The organism is Streptomyces sp. NPDC043867, assembly GCF_056435845.1.
On record NZ_JBWKDS010000001.1, the window covers coordinates 239,217 to 255,365 of the forward strand.

Below are 16,149 nucleotides of genomic sequence, written 5' to 3' on the forward strand. Positions count from 1 at the left end.
CGACACGTCCTCCGAGATTTCTCCGGACTTTTTTCGCGACGCGCTCGCGGGGGCGGTGCTGCCACCGGATTCTCAGGCCGGACCGGGCTCCCCGTCGGGAACCCCGGGGCTCGCAGGGGCCGTGGGAACCGCGGGGCCCACCCCGCCGGGCGGCGGCGCCGTGCTGCTGCGCACCACCAGGCTCGTGGCCAGCTCGACCCGCGTCGCCGCCGACGACTCCTCCTCCCGGCCCAGTTCCAGGACCAGCTTCGCCGCCGCCTCCGCCATCTCCATCAGCGGCTGCCGCACCGTGGTCAGCGGCGGTCCCACCCAGCGCGCCACCGGCAGGTCGTCGAAGCCGACGACGCTCAGGTCCTCCGGAACGCGCAGGCCCAGCTCGCGCGCCGCCTCGTAGAGACCGAGGGCCTGGAGGTCGTTGCCCGCGAAGACGGCCGTCGGACGCTCCGGCGAACGCAGCAGCTCCAGGCCCGCGCGGTACCCCGTCTCGTGGTGGAAGTCCCCGGCCCGGATCAGCGCCTGGTCGACGGGCAGCCCCGCCGTCTCCAGCGCCGCGCGGTAGCCGTCGACGCGGGCGCGGCTGCACATCATCCGTGAGGGCCCGCTGATCGCGCCGATCCGTGTGTGCCCCAGCTCGACGAGATGGCGGGTCGCGGCGAGTCCGCCCTGCCAGTTGGTGGCACCGATGGACGGCACGTCGGCGCCCGGATCGCCCGCCGGGTCCATCACCACGAACGGGATGGAGCGGCTCGTGAGCAGCGCCCGCTGGGACTCGTCGAGGCCGGACAGGACGAGGATCACGCCGTGCGGCCTGCGTGCGGCGACCTGGTCGGCCCAGCTGCGGCCGGGGGTCAGCCGGCCCGCGCTCTCCGAGAGGACCACGCTGAGGCCCGCCTGCCGTGCCACGTTCTCGACGCCCCGGATGACCTCCATGGCCCAGGCGCTCTCCAGCTCGTGGAAGACCAGGTCGATGAGGGGCGAGCGGCCCGCCTCGGCCCGGCGGCGCCGGTAGCCGTAGGCGCGGAGCAGCTCCTCGACGCGGGTACGGGTCCCCGGGGCGACGTCGGCCCGCCCGTTGAGCACCTTCGAAACAGTCGGAGCCGACACGCCGGCCTCGCGGGCGATCTCGGCGAGTGTCGCGGTCTGCGACACAGGGCTCTTCACGGGTTTCATGGCCGCGATCGTATCCCCGCACCTACCACCGACGGACCCCCTGTACCGCCTCACCTTCCCGTAACTTTCGGCCACCGAGCCGAAACATTCGGCGAGGCGGCATCACGGGAGGTCCTGCCGGAAGCCCCCGGGGCGCCGCCGCCGGAGCCCCGCCGAGCCCCCTACGTCACCGACTCGAACCGCCACCGGTGCACTGCCCGGGTCACCAACTCCTCGTCCGGTTCGGGGAGTTCGGGAAGCTCGGCATCGTACGCCGCGTCCCACCACGTGATCACCAGCACCCGGTCCTGCGGCGCGCGCAGGATCTCCCGGCGCAGGGGCCGCCCCGCCGGGTCCTGCGCCCGCACCCAGGCCAGCAGGTCGTCGCCGCGGCCGGCGACGGCGCGGGCCTCCCACATCAGGGCCACGGTCACGAGTACAGGTTCTCCCTGCCGGTCTCGTGCATGTGGTCGTGGTCGTGCGCGTGGGAAGTTCCGGGCACGTGCGGCTCCGTCACCGGCAGCGAGGAGTCCGCCGACAGGTCCCAGTCGGAGGGGGCCCGGTTGCGGGCGACCATCTCCGCGCCGAGCGCCGCCACCATCGCGCCGTTGTCCGTGCACAGCTTGGGCCGCGGCACCCGCAGCCGGATCCCGGCGGCCTCGCAGCGCTCCTGCGCCAGGACCCGCAGCCGCGAGTTGGCGGCCACCCCGCCGCCGATCATCAGGTGGTCGACGCCCTCGTCCTTGCACGCGCGGACGGCCTTGCGGGTGAGCACGTCCACGACCGCCTCCTGGAAGGACGCGGCCACGTCGCGCACCGGCACCTCCTCCCCCGCCGCCCGCCTCGCCTCGATCCAGCGGGCCACGGCCGTCTTGAGACCGGAGAAGGAGAAGTCGTACGCCGGGTCGCGCGGGCCGGTGAGACCGCGCGGGAACGCGATCGCGCCCGGGTCGCCCTCCTTGGCGTACCGGTCGATGACGGGGCCGCCGGGGAAGCCCAGGTTCAGCACGCGCGCGATCTTGTCGAAGGCCTCGCCCGCCGCGTCGTCGATGGTCGCGCCCATCGGCCGCACGTCGGAGGTGATGTCCGTGGACAGCAGCAGCGACGAGTGGCCGCCGGAGACCAGCAGCGCCATGGTCGGCTCGGGCAGCGCGCCGTGCTCCAGCTGGTCCACGCAGATGTGGGACGCGAGGTGGTTGACGCCGTACAGCGGCTTGCCGAGCGCGTACGCGTACGCCTTCGCCGCGGAGACCCCGACGAGCAGCGCACCGGCGAGGCCGGGCCCCGCGGTCACGGCGATGCCGTCCAGGTCCCTCGCCGTCACGCCCGCGTCCTTCAGCGCCCGCCGGATGGTCGGCACCATCGCTTCGAGGTGGGCACGGGAGGCGACCTCCGGCACGACCCCGCCGAAGCGGGCGTGCTCGTCGACGCTGGAGGCGATCGCGTCCGCGAGCAGCGTCGTGCCGCGGACGATGCCGACGCCGGTCTCGTCGCAGGAGGTCTCGATGCCGAGGACGAGGGGTTCGTCGCGCGAGTCAGCCATTGGTCTCGGTTCCTTGTGTTCCTTGTACGGAGGTCGGGTCCGCGGCGGGCCCGCCGTCGGAGGCCATGGTCAGCCGCATCACGAGGGCGTCGACGTTCCCCGGCTGGTAGTAGCCGCGCCGGAAGCCGATGGCCTCGAAGCCGAAGCGCTCGTACAGCTTCTGCGCCCGGACGTTGTCGACGCGGCACTCGAGCATGACCTCGGCGCACTCGAAGGCGGTCGCGGCCCGCAGCAGGTCGGTCAGCAGCCGCGCGCCGAGCCCGGTGCCCCAGTGGTCGCGGCCGACGGCGATGGTCTGTACGTCGCCGACGTCCCCGGCGGCGGCGAGTCCCGCGTACCCGACGAGCCGGTCCCCCTCGACCGCGACGACATAGCGCCGGGTGGCCTCGGGGCCGCGGGCGTGGGCCAGCTCGGACCAGAACATCCCCCGCGACCAGGCGTCCTCGGGGAAGAGGTCCTTCTCCAGGGTCAGCACGGGTTCGATGTCCCACCAGCGCATCTCGCGCAGCTCGGCGGTCACTTGGGGGTGACCACCTTGTAGTTCCGGGGCACCTGGGCGTCCGGGCGGCGCAGGTACAGCGGCCGGGGCGGGGACAGCTCCTCGCCCGCGGCGAGCCTCTCCGCGGCCAGTGCGGCGAGGGCCGCCGCCGCGACGTGCTCGGGTTCACGGGCCACCGGGAAGGTGTCGGGGTAGAGCAACGCGCCGGCGCCCACGGCGGGCAGTCCGGCGACCGTCTCGGCGATCTCGGCGGGCCGGTCGACGGCGGGCCCGGTCACACGGGTACGGGCGTCGTCGTACCGCGCCCAGTAGACCTCTTTCCTGCGCGCGTCCGTGGCCACGACGAAGGGCTCGTCGAGACCGGAGGCGTACGCGAGCCCGTCGAGGGTGCACAGGCCGTGCACGGGGACCCCGAGCGCGAGTCCGAAGGTGTCGGCGGTCATCAGGCCCACCCGCAGCCCCGTGTAGGGGCCGGGGCCGACGCCGACGACGATGCCGGTGACGGCGTCGAGCGACGTACCCGCCTCGGCGAGCATCCGGTCGACGGCGGGCAGCAGCAGTTCCCCGTGCCGCCGTGCGTCCACCTGGCTCGACGAGGCGACGACGGACGCGCCGTCGTGCAGGGCGACGGTGACGGCGGGGGTGGCGGTATCCAGAGCGAGCAAGAGCACGCAAACAGCGTACGGCGCCCGGGACCGGGGCACGGCCGCCCCGGTCTGCCGCGCCCCGGCTGCTACCGTCACCACAAAGGACGTACAGGGCAGGTACGTGGTACGAGAGGTGGGCACACAAGGTGGCTAGGAGCAGCTCGGGATTCGTGGCCGGGCTCACCGTGGCGGCCGTCGCCGCAGTCGGATTCCTCGCCTACCAGGCGTCGGCCAACGTGCCGGACACGCTGGGGAAACCGCACGCGGCCAAGTCGCCCACGGCCACCACGTCGAAGGCGCCGCGGGACAAGAAGAACCCGGCGGCGCTGCCGGTCCGGTCCGGCACCGGCGAGCGGGTCGTCTACTCCGTTGACGACGACCGCGTCTGGCTGGTCGGCGCGGCCGGCAAGGTGCAGCGCACGTTCAAGGTCACCCCCAGCGCGGTCGACCCGCTCCCCGGCGCCTACACGGTCACGTCCCGGTCGAACGCCGTGACGGGCTCCGACGGCACGCCGATCGAGCACGTCGTCCGCTTCGCCACCAACCAGGGCGTCGCGATCGGGTTCAGTGCGGCGGTCAGCGGTTCCACCGCGCGGCCGGAGTCGGCCGCGAAGACGGGCGGCATCCGTGAGTCCCGCGAGGACGGCAGCGCGATGTGGGCGTTCGCGACGATCGGCCAGAAGGTCGTCGTCATCAAGTAGCCGTGTCCGCGCGGCGGACAGGGCACCCGGCGACCGCTTTCGGCGTGCCGGACAGGGTGCCGGGCCCTGGGACGGGTCCCGGACTCAGGCCGCCTCCTCGTGCCGTACGTCCGCGGGCTCGGTGCGCGGCGGGGCGGGCGCGCGGGGCGGGGTGGAGACCGCGTCGGCGGCCGCGCACGAGGCCAGCAGGTCCCGCATGGACACGGCGGCCACCACGCGCGGCAGCGTCTCGTCTCGTTCTGAAGCCGGCATGGACGCCTCCTGGGGCCGCGGGGGCAAGCGTGGTTAGGTAGACCTAACTACGAGCTGGTGTCCATGTGACCACGGCCGGGACGCGATGTGCAACACGTTGCCGACGCGTTGTCGGAACGTGTGGATTCCCCGCCCCGGCGCCCGCACCGCCGCCCGTCAGGCCGTGAGCACGCCCAGGCCGGCCCGCGCCCAGCGTCCGCCGAGCCCGGTCACCGTCACATGCCGTACCTCGTCCGTGGTGTCCCCGACCGCGCGGTGGATCACCACGTGCAGCCGGTCGTCGGTCAGCTCCTCGACCTTGCCCTCGCCCCATTCCACGACCACGACCGAGTCGGACAGCGAGACGTCGAGGTCGAGGTCCTCCATCTCGTCCAGTCCGCCGCCGAGCCGGTACGCGTCCACGTGCACCAGCGGCGGACCCTCGCCGAGGGACGGGTGGACGCGCGCGATGACGAAGGTCGGGGAGGTTACCGCGCCCCGGACGCCGAGTCCCTCACCGAGCCCCCGGGTCAGCGTGGTCTTGCCCGCACCGAGCTCCCCGTTCAGCATGACGAGGTCGCCGGCGCGCAGCAGCTGGGCGAGGCGGCGGCCGAGCTCCTGCATCTGTTCGGGGGAGGTGACGGTGATCCGGACGCTGACGCCCCCCGCGGCGGGCTCAGCCGGGCTGTGCGGTGCTGCTGGTGCTTCCATAGCCACCCACGGTAGCCCCTGCCGGTACGGCGCCCGCGCGCACGAGGAGGTCCGCGAGGCGGTCTATGACGAGCTCCGGGTGCTCCAGCATCACCAGGTGCCCGGCGTCCGGCACGAGCACCAGCTCGGCGTCCGGCAGCAGGTCCGCGATGGCCTCGCTGTGCTCGCTCGGGGTCACCAGGTCGCCGACGCCGGCCAGCACGAGCACGGGCAGCCCGGTGAAGTGCGCGAGGGCCTCGGCCTTGTCGTGCTCGGTGAACGCCGGGTAGAACTCGGCGACCACGTCGATGGGGGTGCCCTCGATCATCCGCTCGGCGAACCGCTCGACCGCCGGGTCGACCTCGCGGGAGGCGAACGAGTACCGCTGGATGATCCCCGCGAACAGGTCGGCCGTGGCCCGCCGCCCCTTCTCCACCAGTTCCGCCTGCTGTCCCAGTGCCTTCAGCACGCCGGGCAGGATCCGCCGCACGGCGTTCACGCCCGCGACCGGCAGCCCGAAGTTGACCTCGCCGAGCCGCCCGGACGAGGTGCCGACGAGGGCGACGGCGACGACCCGCTCCTCGATCAGGTCGGGGTACCGGTCGGCGAGGGCCATCACGGTCATGCCGCCCATGGAGTGGCCCACCAGCACGACCGGGCCCTCGGGCGCGGCGGCGTCGATGACGGCCTTCAGGTCCTGGCCGAGCTGGTCGATGGTGACCGGCTGCTGGTTCTCCACCTGGGCGACGCCCCGCCCGGACCGTCCGTGGCTGCGCTGGTCCCAGTGCACCGTGCGCACCACTCCGCGCAGCGCGGCCCGCTGGAAGTGCCAGGAGTCCTGGTTGAGGCAGTAGCCGTGGCTGAAGACGACGGTGACGGGGGCGGGGGCCTTGCGTCCGAAGAGCCGGCGGCGGCGCGGGGAGAGCGCGGCGTCCGTGTCGACCTCGTCCACCTCGAAGTACAGCTCGGTGCCGTCGTCCGCGTACGCCTTGCCCGGGGTGCCGCGCAGCGCGCCGTAGGGTCCCGTCGAGTCGAGCGCGAGCCGGGCCTTCCTGCGCATGCCGCGGCCGACCGTGAGCCGCTCGATCGCGACACCGGCGGCGGCGCCCGCGGCGACCACGCCTATCGCGGCACCGGCGAACCCGGCCCGGCGCCAGCTCCCGGCGGTACCGGCGGCGGAGGCGGCGACCGACACGGCGGCGTCCGTGACGGCCTCCGCACTGCTCTCGCTCACGTACCGCTCCTCTTCGCCGGGTTGCCGGCTGTCGTCCGGGGCCGGATCCCGGGCCGGGTCCGGAGGGGTGGGTGCTGCCGTCGACGACGGTACCCGGGGCGCGCGGGCCGTCGGACGGGTCATTTCCCGTTGTCCTGTGCAGGTCACCGTTGGCGGTTACCCGCGCTGTTGCTTCTTCACCTTGTTCTTTTCTCCGTACCGCACGGTCCGCGCTCCCCCGGGCGTCAGACGCCCGCGTCTTCCCGCACGTAGACGCGCGGGACGCGGGTGCCGATCCGCGTGACGATCTCGTACGCGATCGTGCCGGCCGCCTGCGCCCAGTCCTCGGCGGTCGGCTCACCGCGGTCGCCGGGTCCGAACAGCACCGCCTCGGCACCGGCCGGCGGCTCGTCCCCGCCGAGGTCGACGACGAACTGGTCCATCGCGATCCGGCCGGCGACCGTCCGCCACTTGCCGCCGACCAGCACCGGGCCGGTGCCGGAGGCGTGGCGCGGGATGCCGTCCGCGTAACCGACGGGCACCAGACCGAGGGTCGTTTCGCCCGGAGTGACATAGTGGTGCCCGTAACTGACGCCGTGACCGCCCGGCGCGTGCTTCACCAGCGCGAGCGACGCGCTCAGCGTCATCACCGGACGCAGACCGAAGTCCTCCGGCGTGCCGACCTCCGGGCTCGGCGAGATGCCGTAGAGCGCGATCCCCGTGCGTACGAGGTCGAAGTGGCTCTCGGGCAGGGTCAGCGTGGCGGGCGAGTTGGCGATGTGCCGCACCTCGGGGCGCGCGCCCTGCTCCTCCGCGTACGCCACCATCTCGCGGAACCTGCCGAGCTGGTCCGCGATCGAGGGGTGACCGGGCTCGTCGGCGCAGGCGAAGTGGGACCAGAGGCCGGTGATCCGGACGTGGCCCGCCCGCTCGGCCAGCAGCGCCTGCGTGACCAGCTCGGGCCAGTCGGCGGGCTGGCAGCCGTTGCGCCCGAGGCCCGTGTCGGCCTTCAGCTGCACCCGCGCGGCGACACCCGCGTCCCGGGCCGCACCGACGGCCTCCCGCAGCGCCCACATCCCGCTCACCGACACGTCCAGGTCCGCCTCGACGGCCTGCCGCCAGGGCCCGCCGGGAGTCCAGAGCCAGCACATGACGCGCCCGCTCAGCCCCGCCGCCCGCAGCGCCAGTGCCTCCTCCGGAGTCGCGGTCCCCAGCCAGGTGGCCCCCGCCTCCAGGGCGGCCCGGGCACACGGCACCGCCCCGTGGCCGTACGCGTCCGACTTCACGACGGCCATCAGGGCCGCGCCGGGCGCGTGGGCGCGCAGGCTCCGCACGTTGGCCCGCAGTGCGGCCAGATCGATCTCGGCGCGAGCGCGCAGGTGTGCTGTCTCAGTCATGGCGCCCTCAGTGTCTCAGAAGCACCGGGACAGCCCGCCCGGAGACGATGACGATCCAGCCCGTCCGGCGTTTGAGGACGAGCGCGAAGCGCGAAAGGGGGTCCGGGGTCGCAGCCCCCGGGAACGGGACGGGAAGGGGCGGAGGGGGCGAACGAACAGACCCGAGGTCACCCTGGGGACGACGGACCGGGCACACGCGGCCCGAGGTCACCCTGGGGACGACGGACCGGGCACACGCGGCCCGGGGTCACCCTGGGGACGACGGACCGGGCTCACGCGGCCCGGGGCAGGGGCGGCCCGCTCAGCCCCGCACGTCCCGCCACGCGTCGGGAACGGCCGCGGCCACGTCATGTGCCCCCGCCGGCGCCCCACCGGACGCGAACCGCCCCGCCAGCCCGTGCAGATACGCGGCGACACTCCCCGCGTCGAGCGCGGACAGCCCGGCCGCGAGCAACGACCCCGCCAGCCCCGACAGCACGTCCCCGCTCCCCGCGGTGGCCAGCCACGGCGTCCCCGTCGGGTTCACCCGCACCGCCCCGCCCCCGGCGTCGGCGACGAGCGTCGTCGACCCCTTCAGCAGCACGGTCGCCCCGTACAGCGCCGCAAGCTCCCTCACGGACGTCAGCCGGGCCCGCTCGACCTCCTCGCGCGCGACACCGAGCAGCGCGGCGGCCTCTCCGGCGTGCGGGGTGAGCAACGTGGGCGCCGTACGCCCCCGTACGGCATCGCGGTCGGTGAGGCGCAGCCCGTCCGCGTCCACGAGGACGGGCACGTCCGCCGCGACCACCTCGGCCACCGCGGACGCGTCGTCCCCGGCGCCGGGGCCCACGACCCACGCCTGGACCCGCCCGGCGTGCCGGGGCCCCCGGTCCGACACGAGCGTCTCGGGGAACCGGGCGATCACCGCGTCCCCGGCCGACCCGACATAGCGCACCGCCCCCGCGCCGCCCCGCAGCGCGCCGGCCACGGCGAGCACGGCGGCGCCCGGATAGCGGGCCGACCCGGCGGCGACGCCGACGACACCGCGGCGGTACTTGTCGCTCTCCGCTCCCGGCGCGGGCAGCAGCGCGGCCACGTCCGCGTGCTGCAACGCCTCCAGTTCGGGCTCGACGGGCAGGTCGAGCCCGATGTCGACGAGGCGCACGGAGCCGGCGTGCCCGCGCGCCGGATCGATGAGCAGGCCGGGCTTGTGGGTCCCGAACGTCACCGTCAGATCGGCGCGCACGGCGCTCCCGGAGACCTCGCCCGTGTCGGCGTCGACCCCGCTCGGCAGGTCCACGGCGACGACGGCCGCGCGGGACCCGGCGGCGTGCTCGGCCAGCGTGACCGCGTCACCCCGCAGGCCGCCGCTGCCGCCGATCCCGACGATGCCGTCGATCACGAGGTCGGCCCGCCGGATCAGCGGCTCGGCGGCGTCGGGTGCCACCGTCGTGCCGCCCGCGCGCCGCAGCGCCGTGAGACCGTCCGCGTGAGCGCGTCCGGGGGCCGTCAGCACCGCGGTGACGCCCGCCCCGCGCCGGGCCAGACGTGCCCCGGCGAAGAGGGCGTCACCACCGTTGTCCCCGCTCCCCACCAGCAGCACCACCCGGCTGCCGTACACCCGCCCCAGCAACTCGGCGCAGGCGGCGGCGAGTCCGGCCGCCGCGCGCTGCATCAACGCCCCTTCCGGGAGCCGCGCCATCAGCTCCCGCTCGGCAGTCCGCACGGTCTCCACTCTGTACGCAGTACGCATGACGTCGAGTGTCCCGTACGGCCGCCCGCACCGCGCCGGTGCCGCGCACGCACCGCTCCCGTACGCCCGCCCGCACCGAGCCCGTGCCCGCCACGCCGCACAGCCGACCGGCTCCGCCGCACGGCCGGTCTCCCCCCGCCGCACGGCCGGCCACCGTCGCGCTACCCCTCCGCCACCACCACCGCCGACGCCACCCCCGCGTCATGGCTCAGTGAGACGTGCCAGGAACGGACACCCAGGTCGGCGGCCCGCGCCGCCACCGTCCCCGTCACCCGCAGCCGCGGCCGGCCGCTGTCCTCCACGTAGACCTCGGCGTCCGTCCAGTGCAGGCCCGCCGGCGCGCCCAGCGCCTTGGCGAGCGCCTCCTTCGCCGCGAAGCGCGCGGCCAGGGACGCGATGCCCCGGCGCTCGCCGCTCGGCAGGTGCAGTTCCTGGTGCAGGAACAGCCGTTCGGCCAGTCCGGGCGTACGCTCCAGCGACACCCGGAACCGGTCGATCTCGGCCACGTCGATACCGACCCCGATGATGCTCATGCCCGCACCCTATGGCGGCCGCGGCCCCCGGTCCGGCGTCACTCCACCGTCACGGACTTGGCGAGGTTGCGCGGCTGGTCCACCTCGTTGCCGCGGGCCGTGGCCAGCTCGCACGCGAACACCTGGAGCGGGACGGTGGTCACCAGGGGCTGGAGCAGGGTCGGCGTCGCCGGGACGCGGATCAGATGGTCCGCGTACGGCACCACCGCCTCGTCCCCCTCCTCCGCGATCACGATGGTGCGCGCACCCCGTGCCCGGATCTCCTGGATGTTGGAGACGATCTTGTCGTGGAGGACCGAGCGGCCGCGCGGCGAGGGGACGACCACGACGACCGGCAGGTCCTCCTCGATCAGCGCGATCGGCCCGTGCTTCAGCTCGCCCGCCGCGAAGCCCTCGGCGTGCATGTACGCCAGTTCCTTCAGCTTCAGCGCGCCTTCGAGGGCCACGGGATAACCCACGTGCCGGCCGAGGAACAGCACCGTGTTCTTGTCGGCGAGGGAACGCGCCAGCTCCCGCACCGGCTCCATGGTCTCCAGCACCCGCTCGACCGAACGGGAGATCTCCGCCAGGTCCCGGATCACCGCCCGGATCTCGTCGCCCCACTTGGTGCCCCGCACCTGGCCGAGGTACAGCGCGACCAGGTAGCAGGCGACGAGCTGGGTGAGGAACGCCTTCGTGGACGCGACGGCGACCTCGGGGCCCGCGTGCGTGTACAGCACCGCGTCGGACTCGCGGGGGATCGTCGACCCGTTGGTGTTGCAGATGGCCAGCACCCGGGAGCCCTGCTCGCGGGCGTGCCGCAACGCCATCAGCGTGTCCATGGTCTCGCCGGACTGCGAGATGGCGATCACGAGCGAGCGCGGGTCGAGGATCGGGTCGCGGTAGCGGAACTCGCTGGCCAGCTCCACCTCACAGGGCACCCGGGTCCAGTGCTCGATGGCGTACTTGGCGATGAGCCCCGCGTGGAAGGCGGTACCGCAGGCCACGATGACGACCTTGTCGATCTCGCGCAGCACCGAGACGGGGATCCGCACCTCGTCCAGCGACAGCGAGCCCGCCGCGTCGATGCGCCCCAGCAGGGTGTCGGCGACCGCCTTGGGCTGCTCGGCGATCTCCTTGAGCATGAAGTAGTCGTAGCCGCCCTTCTCGGCCGCGGAGGCGTCCCAGTCGACGTGGTACGACCGGACGTCGGCGGGCCGGCCGTCGAAGCCGGTGACCGTCACCCCGTCCCGGCGCAGCTCCACCACCTGGTCCTGGCCCAGCTCGATCGCCGACCGCGTGTGGGCGATGAAGGCGGCGACGTCCGAGGCGAGGAAGGCCTCGCCCTCCCCCACGCCCACCACGAGGGGCGAGTTCCGCCGCGCCCCGACCACCACGTCCGGCTCGTCCGCGTGCACGGCGACCAGCGTGAACGCGCCGTCCAGCCGGCGGCACACCAGCCGCATCGCCTCCGCGAGGTCGGCGCACGAGGAGAACTCCTCGGCGAGGAGATGCGCCACCACCTCGGTGTCCGTCTCCGACGTCAGGTCGTGCCCGCGCTCGGACAGTTCGGCGCGCAGCGCGGCGAAGTTCTCGATGATGCCGTTGTGCACGACGGCGACGCGGCCTGCGTTGTCCAGATGGGGATGGGCGTTCGCGTCCGTCGGGCCGCCGTGCGTGGCCCAGCGGGTGTGTCCGATGCCGGTCGATCCGCTCGGCAGCGGCCGGTCGACCAGCTCCTTCTCCAGGTTGACCAGCTTCCCGGCCCGTTTCGCGGCGGCCAGCCCGCCGTCCGCGAGCACCGCGACGCCCGCCGAGTCGTACCCCCGGTACTCCAGCCGCTTCAGTCCGGCGACCACCACATCGAGTGCCGACTGCGACCCCACGTATCCCACGATTCCGCACATGGCTGGCAGCCTAAGGGCCCGTACTCGCCGCGGCCCGGCACCGCGTGCCCGATATCTGAAACCGGGCCCCCGCCCGGCTCAGTCCCCGCATTCGATGCGCTCGATCGCGTCCCGGACCATCCCGAGGTACTCGGCCTCCTCGCAGCGCGGCTTGCTGCCCAGCTCGTAGAGGGCGAGACAGTCGTCGAGGTCCTCGCCCAGGTCCTCGTCGGGCAGGTCGACGGCCAGCTCGCTGCACACGCGGCCGGCCAGGTCCGGGGGCGCGGCCACCGGGGCGGGCGCGGACCTGCGGCGCAGGACATCACGGATGCGCATGGCGTTCGCCACTCCCAACCCCCCGCGCTTCCGGGGTGCGGCGCTGCCTCCCGGATGGCGGGAACCTATCGGCGCCGACCGCCCCGGTCCAGGCCTGGGACACGGTTGTCACCCGGTCGTGCGTGACGGATCCCACCTCTCGTCCCGTTCAAATCCCCGTAACAATGGACTGTGATCTCTCCGGTCTCCTCGTTGCCGCGGAGCGCCCACCGGCCCAGGCCGGAGGCGACTCCCTACGTCGACCTCACCCGTACCGAGTGGAGCGCGCTGCGCGAAAAGACGCCGCTCCCGCTGAACGCCGAGGAGGTCGAGAAGCTGCGCGGCCTGGGCGACGTGATCGACCTCGACGAAGTACGGGACATCTACCTCCCGTTGTCCCGGCTGCTCAATCTGTACGTCGGCGCCACCGACGGGCTGCGGGGCGCCCTCAACACGTTCCTCGGCGAGCAGGGCTCCCAGTCCGGCACCCCCTTCGTCATAGGGGTCGCCGGTTCCGTCGCGGTCGGCAAGTCCACGGTGGCCCGGCTCCTGCAGGCCCTGCTGTCCCGCTGGCCGGAGCATCCGCGGGTCGAGCTGGTGACCACGGACGGTTTCCTGCTCCCCACGAAGGACCTCGAGGCGCGCGGGCTGATGTCGCGGAAGGGTTTCCCCGAGTCGTACGACCGGCGCGCCCTCACCCGTTTCGTCGCGGACATCAAGGCCGGCAAGGCCGAGGTGACGGCGCCCGTCTACTCGCACCTGATCTACGACATCGTGCCGGACCAGCGGCTGACCGTCCGCCGTCCCGACATCCTCATCGTCGAGGGCCTGAACGTGCTGCAGCCGGCGCTCCCCGGCAAGGACGGCCGCACGCGCGTCGGTCTCGCCGACTACTTCGACTTCAGCGTGTACGTCGACGCCCGGGCCGAGGACATCGAGCGCTGGTACCTCAACCGCTTCCGCAAGCTGCGCGCGACCGCCTTCCAGAACCCCTCCTCGTACTTCCGCAAGTACACCCAGGTCTCGGAGGAGGAGGCCCTCGACTACGCCCGCACGACCTGGCGGACCATCAACAAGCCCAACCTGCTGGAGAACGTGGCCCCCACGCGCGGCCGTGCGACCCTCGTCGTGCGCAAGGGGCCGGACCACAAGGTGCAGCGCCTGAGTCTGCGCAAGCTGTAACGAGCCCTGTAGAAAGACCTCATGCTGCATCTGCGCCTCATCACCCCGTCCGACAAGACCGACGCGGTGGTGCACCTGATCGACCGGACGGTCGGCACCACCCATCTCGTGGTCCTGCCCGGCGCCGCACGCAATCCGGCCGGCGACGTGGTGACGTGCGACGTCGCGCGCGAGGCCGGGGACGAACTGATCGGCGCGCTGCGGGAGCTGGACCTCGACAAGTGCGGGTCCATCGCCGTCGACAACATCGGCCTGTCCCTGTCGGAGCGCGCGGACCGGGCGGAGGAGGACGCGCCGGGCGAGGGCGCGGACGCGGTCCTGTGGGAGCAGCTGAGGGACGTCACGCACGAGGAGTCGACCCTCAACGTCACCTACATCGCGTTCCTGACGGTCGCCACGATGCTCGCGGCCTGCGGTGTGATGCTCGACAACGCGATCCTGATCGTCGGCGCGATGGCCGTCGGGCCGGAGTTCGGGCCGCTGGCCGGCATCTCCACGGCCCTGGTGCAGCGCGCCCCGAAGCTGGTCTGGCGCTCGCTGTGGGCGCTGCTCGCCGGTTTCGCCGTGGCGATGGTGCTGACGGCGGGCTTCAGCTGGCTGATGGACGTCTTCGGGCTCTTCGAGAAGTCGATGGTGGAGGCGGACCGGCCCAACACCGCCTTCATCTGGAAGCCGGACATGATGTCCTTCGTGGTGGCGTTCCTGGCCGGCATCGCGGGCACCCTGTCGCTCACCTCGGCCAAGTCGGGCGCCCTGATCGGCGTCGCGATCTCGGTGACCACGGTCCCGGCGGCCGCGAACGCGGCGGTGGCCTTCAGCTACGCGGACTACTCCCAGACGTGGGGCTCCACCTGGCAGCTGCTGGCCAACCTCGGCGGCATCGTGGTCGCGGGCACGCTCACGCTGCTCGCCCAGAAGGCCTTCTGGGCGATACAGCGCACGCGCACTCCGTCGCAGCGGGCCTGAGCGCGAGAGGGCCCGGACCTCATGGGTCCGGGCCCTCTGCGTTTCCCGGCCGTACGCGTTCCAGCTCTACGCGTCCTAGCCGAGCGAGGACTTCACCGCGTCCGCGAGCCGGCCGGCCACCGACCGCGCGTGATCGATGTCGGCGGCCTCCACCATCACCCGCACCAGCGGCTCGGTACCCGACGAGCGGAGCAGCACCCGTCCGGTGGCCCCGAGTTCACGCTCGGCCTCGGTGACGGCGGCGGCCAGCTCGGCGGAGGTCCTCACCCGCGACTTGTCGACGTCCGGCACGTTGATGAGCACCTGCGGCAGCCGCTCCATGACGGACGCGAGGTCCTGGAGCGTACGGCCGGTCCGGGCCACCCGGGCCGCCAGCAGCAGGCCGGTCAGCGTGCCGTCGCCGGTGGTCGCGTGGTCGCTGATGATGACGTGCCCCGACTGCTCGCCGCCCAGCGCGTAGTCGTGCTCCTTCATCTCCTCCAGGACGTAACGGTCACCGACCGCCGTCTGCACCACGGAGACGCCCTCGCGCTCCATGGCCAGCTTGAAGCCCAGGTTGGACATGACCGTCGCGACAACGGTGTCGGACCGCAGGGCCGAGCGCTCCCGCATCGCCAGCGCGAGGACGGCGAGGATCTGGTCGCCGTCCACCTCGGCGCCCGTGTGGTCCACGGCCAGGCAGCGGTCGGCGTCGCCGTCGTGCGCGATGCCGAGGTGGGCGCCGTGCTCGACGACGGCGGCCTTCAGCAGGTCCAGGTGGGTGGAGCCGCAGCCGTCGTTGATGTTGAGCCCGTCCGGCTCGGCACCGATCGTGACGATCTCCGCGCCGGCCCGTGTGAAGGCCTCGGGCGACACCCGGGACGCCGCGCCGTGCGCCTCGTCGAGGACGACCTTCAGCCCGTCGAGACGGTTCGGAAGGACACTGACGAGGTGCGCGACGTACTTGTCGAAGCCCTCCTCGTACGCCGTCACCCGGCCGACCCCGGCACCGGTCGGGCGGTCCCAGGGAGCGCCGGTGCGGTGCTCCTCGTAAATGGCCTCGATCCGGTTCTCGAGCTCGTCGGCGAGTTTGTGACCGCCGCGCGCGAAGAACTTGATGCCGTTGTCGGGCATCGCGTTGTGGCTGGCCGAGAGCATCACGCCGAGGTCCGCGCCGAGCGCGCCGGTGAGATACGCCACCGCGGGCGTGGGCAGCACACCGACCCGCAGGACGTCCACGCCCGCGCTGGCCAGTCCGGCGACCACGGCGGCCTCCAGGAACTCCCCGGACGCACGCGGGTCCCGCCCGACGATCGCCACCGGCCGGTGGCCCTCGAACGTACCCGCCTCGGCCAGTACGTGAGCCGCCGCGACGGAGAGACCGAGTGCCATCTCGGCCGTCAGATCCGCGTTGGCGACACCGCGCACGCCGTCCGTGCCGAAGAGTCGTCCCACTTGCTGTCCTCCGAACTATCGGAAATCCCGAAGAAACCGTCCGAGGCCTCGA

General features: G+C 73.3%; 17 protein-coding genes. 3 read left to right on the forward strand and 14 right to left on the reverse strand.

The window, feature by feature from the left end:
* Positions 1-72 precede the first annotated feature (72 nt).
* From AC069T_RS01170 to tsaB, 5 genes are all read right to left on the reverse strand, one after another.
* Positions 73-1,170 carry a LacI family DNA-binding transcriptional regulator gene (locus AC069T_RS01170; RefSeq protein ID WP_478780721.1) on the reverse strand — a complete coding sequence of 366 codons (1,098 nt, stop codon included), beginning with the start codon at positions 1,168-1,170 and terminating at the stop codon, positions 73-75.
* Positions 1,171-1,331: 161 nt separating this feature from the next.
* Positions 1,332-1,583: a hypothetical protein gene (locus AC069T_RS01175; protein WP_478780722.1), complete on the reverse strand. Its 252-nt coding sequence runs from the start codon at positions 1,581-1,583 to the stop codon at positions 1,332-1,334.
* A complete protein-coding gene (gene tsaD, locus AC069T_RS01180; RefSeq protein ID WP_478780723.1) occupies positions 1,580-2,692 on the reverse strand; it encodes a tRNA (adenosine(37)-N6)-threonylcarbamoyltransferase complex transferase subunit TsaD in 1,113 nt (370 codons plus the stop codon). The genes AC069T_RS01175 and tsaD overlap by 4 nt, the downstream gene beginning before the upstream one ends.
* Positions 2,685-3,191 carry a ribosomal protein S18-alanine N-acetyltransferase gene (gene rimI, locus AC069T_RS01185; RefSeq protein ID WP_478780839.1) on the reverse strand — a complete coding sequence of 169 codons (507 nt, stop codon included), beginning with the start codon at positions 3,189-3,191 and terminating at the stop codon, positions 2,685-2,687. The genes tsaD and rimI overlap by 8 nt, the downstream gene beginning before the upstream one ends.
* Positions 3,192-3,208: 17 nt before the next feature.
* The gene (gene tsaB, locus AC069T_RS01190) at positions 3,209-3,862 is read right to left on the reverse strand and encodes a tRNA (adenosine(37)-N6)-threonylcarbamoyltransferase complex dimerization subunit type 1 TsaB (RefSeq protein ID WP_358855256.1); all 654 of its coding nucleotides are present in this window, start codon (positions 3,860-3,862) and stop codon (positions 3,209-3,211) included.
* 122 nt (positions 3,863-3,984) lie between these two features.
* Here tsaB and AC069T_RS01195 point away from each other — a divergent pair, with 122 nt between their 5' ends.
* Positions 3,985-4,539 (forward strand): hypothetical protein, encoded by a 555-nt coding sequence (locus AC069T_RS01195; protein WP_478780724.1) that lies wholly within the window; start codon positions 3,985-3,987, stop codon positions 4,537-4,539.
* A gap of 84 nt (positions 4,540-4,623) precedes the next feature.
* On the opposite strand, the gene AC069T_RS01200 is transcribed toward AC069T_RS01195, so the two are convergent.
* The 8 genes from AC069T_RS01200 to AC069T_RS01235 form a co-directional block, all read right to left on the reverse strand.
* A complete protein-coding gene (locus AC069T_RS01200) occupies positions 4,624-4,791 on the reverse strand; it encodes a hypothetical protein (protein WP_478780725.1) in 168 nt (55 codons plus the stop codon).
* A 156-nt stretch (positions 4,792-4,947) separates the two neighbouring features.
* Positions 4,948-5,481 carry a tRNA (adenosine(37)-N6)-threonylcarbamoyltransferase complex ATPase subunit type 1 TsaE gene (gene tsaE, locus AC069T_RS01205; protein ID WP_478780726.1) on the reverse strand — a complete coding sequence of 178 codons (534 nt, stop codon included), beginning with the start codon at positions 5,479-5,481 and terminating at the stop codon, positions 4,948-4,950.
* Complete coding sequence (locus AC069T_RS01210; RefSeq protein ID WP_478780727.1) at positions 5,447-6,694, reverse strand: alpha/beta fold hydrolase; 1,248 nt, start codon at positions 6,692-6,694, stop codon at positions 5,447-5,449. The genes tsaE and AC069T_RS01210 overlap by 35 nt, the downstream gene beginning before the upstream one ends.
* 224 nt (positions 6,695-6,918) lie before the next feature.
* Entirely contained in the window at positions 6,919-8,070 is a 1,152-nt protein-coding gene (alr, locus tag AC069T_RS01215; protein ID WP_478780728.1) for an alanine racemase, read from the reverse strand.
* A gap of 301 nt (positions 8,071-8,371) precedes the next feature.
* Positions 8,372-9,802 carry an NAD(P)H-hydrate dehydratase gene (locus AC069T_RS01220; protein WP_478780729.1) on the reverse strand — a complete coding sequence of 477 codons (1,431 nt, stop codon included), beginning with the start codon at positions 9,800-9,802 and terminating at the stop codon, positions 8,372-8,374.
* 161 nt (positions 9,803-9,963) lie between these two features.
* Positions 9,964-10,335 carry a holo-ACP synthase gene (locus AC069T_RS01225; protein ID WP_478780730.1) on the reverse strand — a complete coding sequence of 124 codons (372 nt, stop codon included), beginning with the start codon at positions 10,333-10,335 and terminating at the stop codon, positions 9,964-9,966.
* 38 nt (positions 10,336-10,373) lie between these two features.
* On the reverse strand, positions 10,374-12,221 hold the full coding sequence (gene glmS, locus AC069T_RS01230) for a glutamine--fructose-6-phosphate transaminase (isomerizing) (protein WP_388787902.1): 1,848 nt from the start codon (positions 12,219-12,221) through the stop codon (positions 10,374-10,376).
* A 78-nt stretch (positions 12,222-12,299) separates the two neighbouring features.
* A complete protein-coding gene (locus tag AC069T_RS01235; protein WP_478780731.1) occupies positions 12,300-12,536 on the reverse strand; it encodes a hypothetical protein in 237 nt (78 codons plus the stop codon).
* A 171-nt stretch (positions 12,537-12,707) separates the two neighbouring features.
* Between AC069T_RS01235 and coaA the strand changes: the two genes are divergently transcribed.
* The gene (gene coaA, locus AC069T_RS01240) at positions 12,708-13,697 is read left to right on the forward strand and encodes a type I pantothenate kinase (protein ID WP_478780732.1); all 990 of its coding nucleotides are present in this window, start codon (positions 12,708-12,710) and stop codon (positions 13,695-13,697) included.
* A 21-nt stretch (positions 13,698-13,718) separates the two neighbouring features.
* Positions 13,719-14,663: a DUF389 domain-containing protein gene (locus AC069T_RS01245; protein ID WP_478780733.1), complete on the forward strand. Its 945-nt coding sequence runs from the start codon at positions 13,719-13,721 to the stop codon at positions 14,661-14,663.
* A 75-nt stretch (positions 14,664-14,738) separates the two neighbouring features.
* Here the strand turns inward: AC069T_RS01245 and glmM are convergent, their stop codons facing one another.
* Positions 14,739-16,097 (reverse strand): phosphoglucosamine mutase, encoded by a 1,359-nt coding sequence (gene glmM / locus AC069T_RS01250; RefSeq protein WP_478780734.1) that lies wholly within the window; start codon positions 16,095-16,097, stop codon positions 14,739-14,741.
* Between the last annotated feature and the right edge of the window lie 52 nt (positions 16,098-16,149).

Bases quoted from the DNA above. Each gene is read 5' to 3' on its own strand.
- AC069T_RS01170 (WP_478780721.1), bottom strand. From the start codon at position 1,170: ATGAAACCCGTGAAGAGCCCTGTGTCGCAGACCGCGACACTCGCCGAG.
- tsaD (WP_478780723.1), bottom strand. From the start codon at position 2,692: ATGGCTGACTCGCGCGACGAACCCCTCGTCCTCGGCATCGAGACCTCC.
- rimI (WP_478780839.1), bottom strand. From the start codon at position 3,191: ATGCGCTGGTGGGACATCGAACCCGTGCTGACCCTGGAGAAGGACCTC.
- AC069T_RS01200 (WP_478780725.1), bottom strand. From the start codon at position 4,791: ATGCCGGCTTCAGAACGAGACGAGACGCTGCCGCGCGTGGTGGCCGCC.
- tsaE (WP_478780726.1), bottom strand. From the start codon at position 5,481: ATGGAAGCACCAGCAGCACCGCACAGCCCGGCTGAGCCCGCCGCGGGG.
- alr (WP_478780728.1), bottom strand. From the start codon at position 8,070: ATGACTGAGACAGCACACCTGCGCGCTCGCGCCGAGATCGATCTGGCC.
- AC069T_RS01220 (WP_478780729.1), bottom strand. From the start codon at position 9,802: ATGCGTACTGCGTACAGAGTGGAGACCGTGCGGACTGCCGAGCGGGAG.
- AC069T_RS01225 (WP_478780730.1), bottom strand. From the start codon at position 10,335: ATGAGCATCATCGGGGTCGGTATCGACGTGGCCGAGATCGACCGGTTC.
- glmS (WP_388787902.1), bottom strand. From the start codon at position 12,221: ATGTGCGGAATCGTGGGATACGTGGGGTCGCAGTCGGCACTCGATGTG.
- AC069T_RS01235 (WP_478780731.1), bottom strand. From the start codon at position 12,536: ATGCGCATCCGTGATGTCCTGCGCCGCAGGTCCGCGCCCGCCCCGGTG.
- AC069T_RS01245 (WP_478780733.1), top strand. From the start codon at position 13,719: ATGCTGCATCTGCGCCTCATCACCCCGTCCGACAAGACCGACGCGGTG.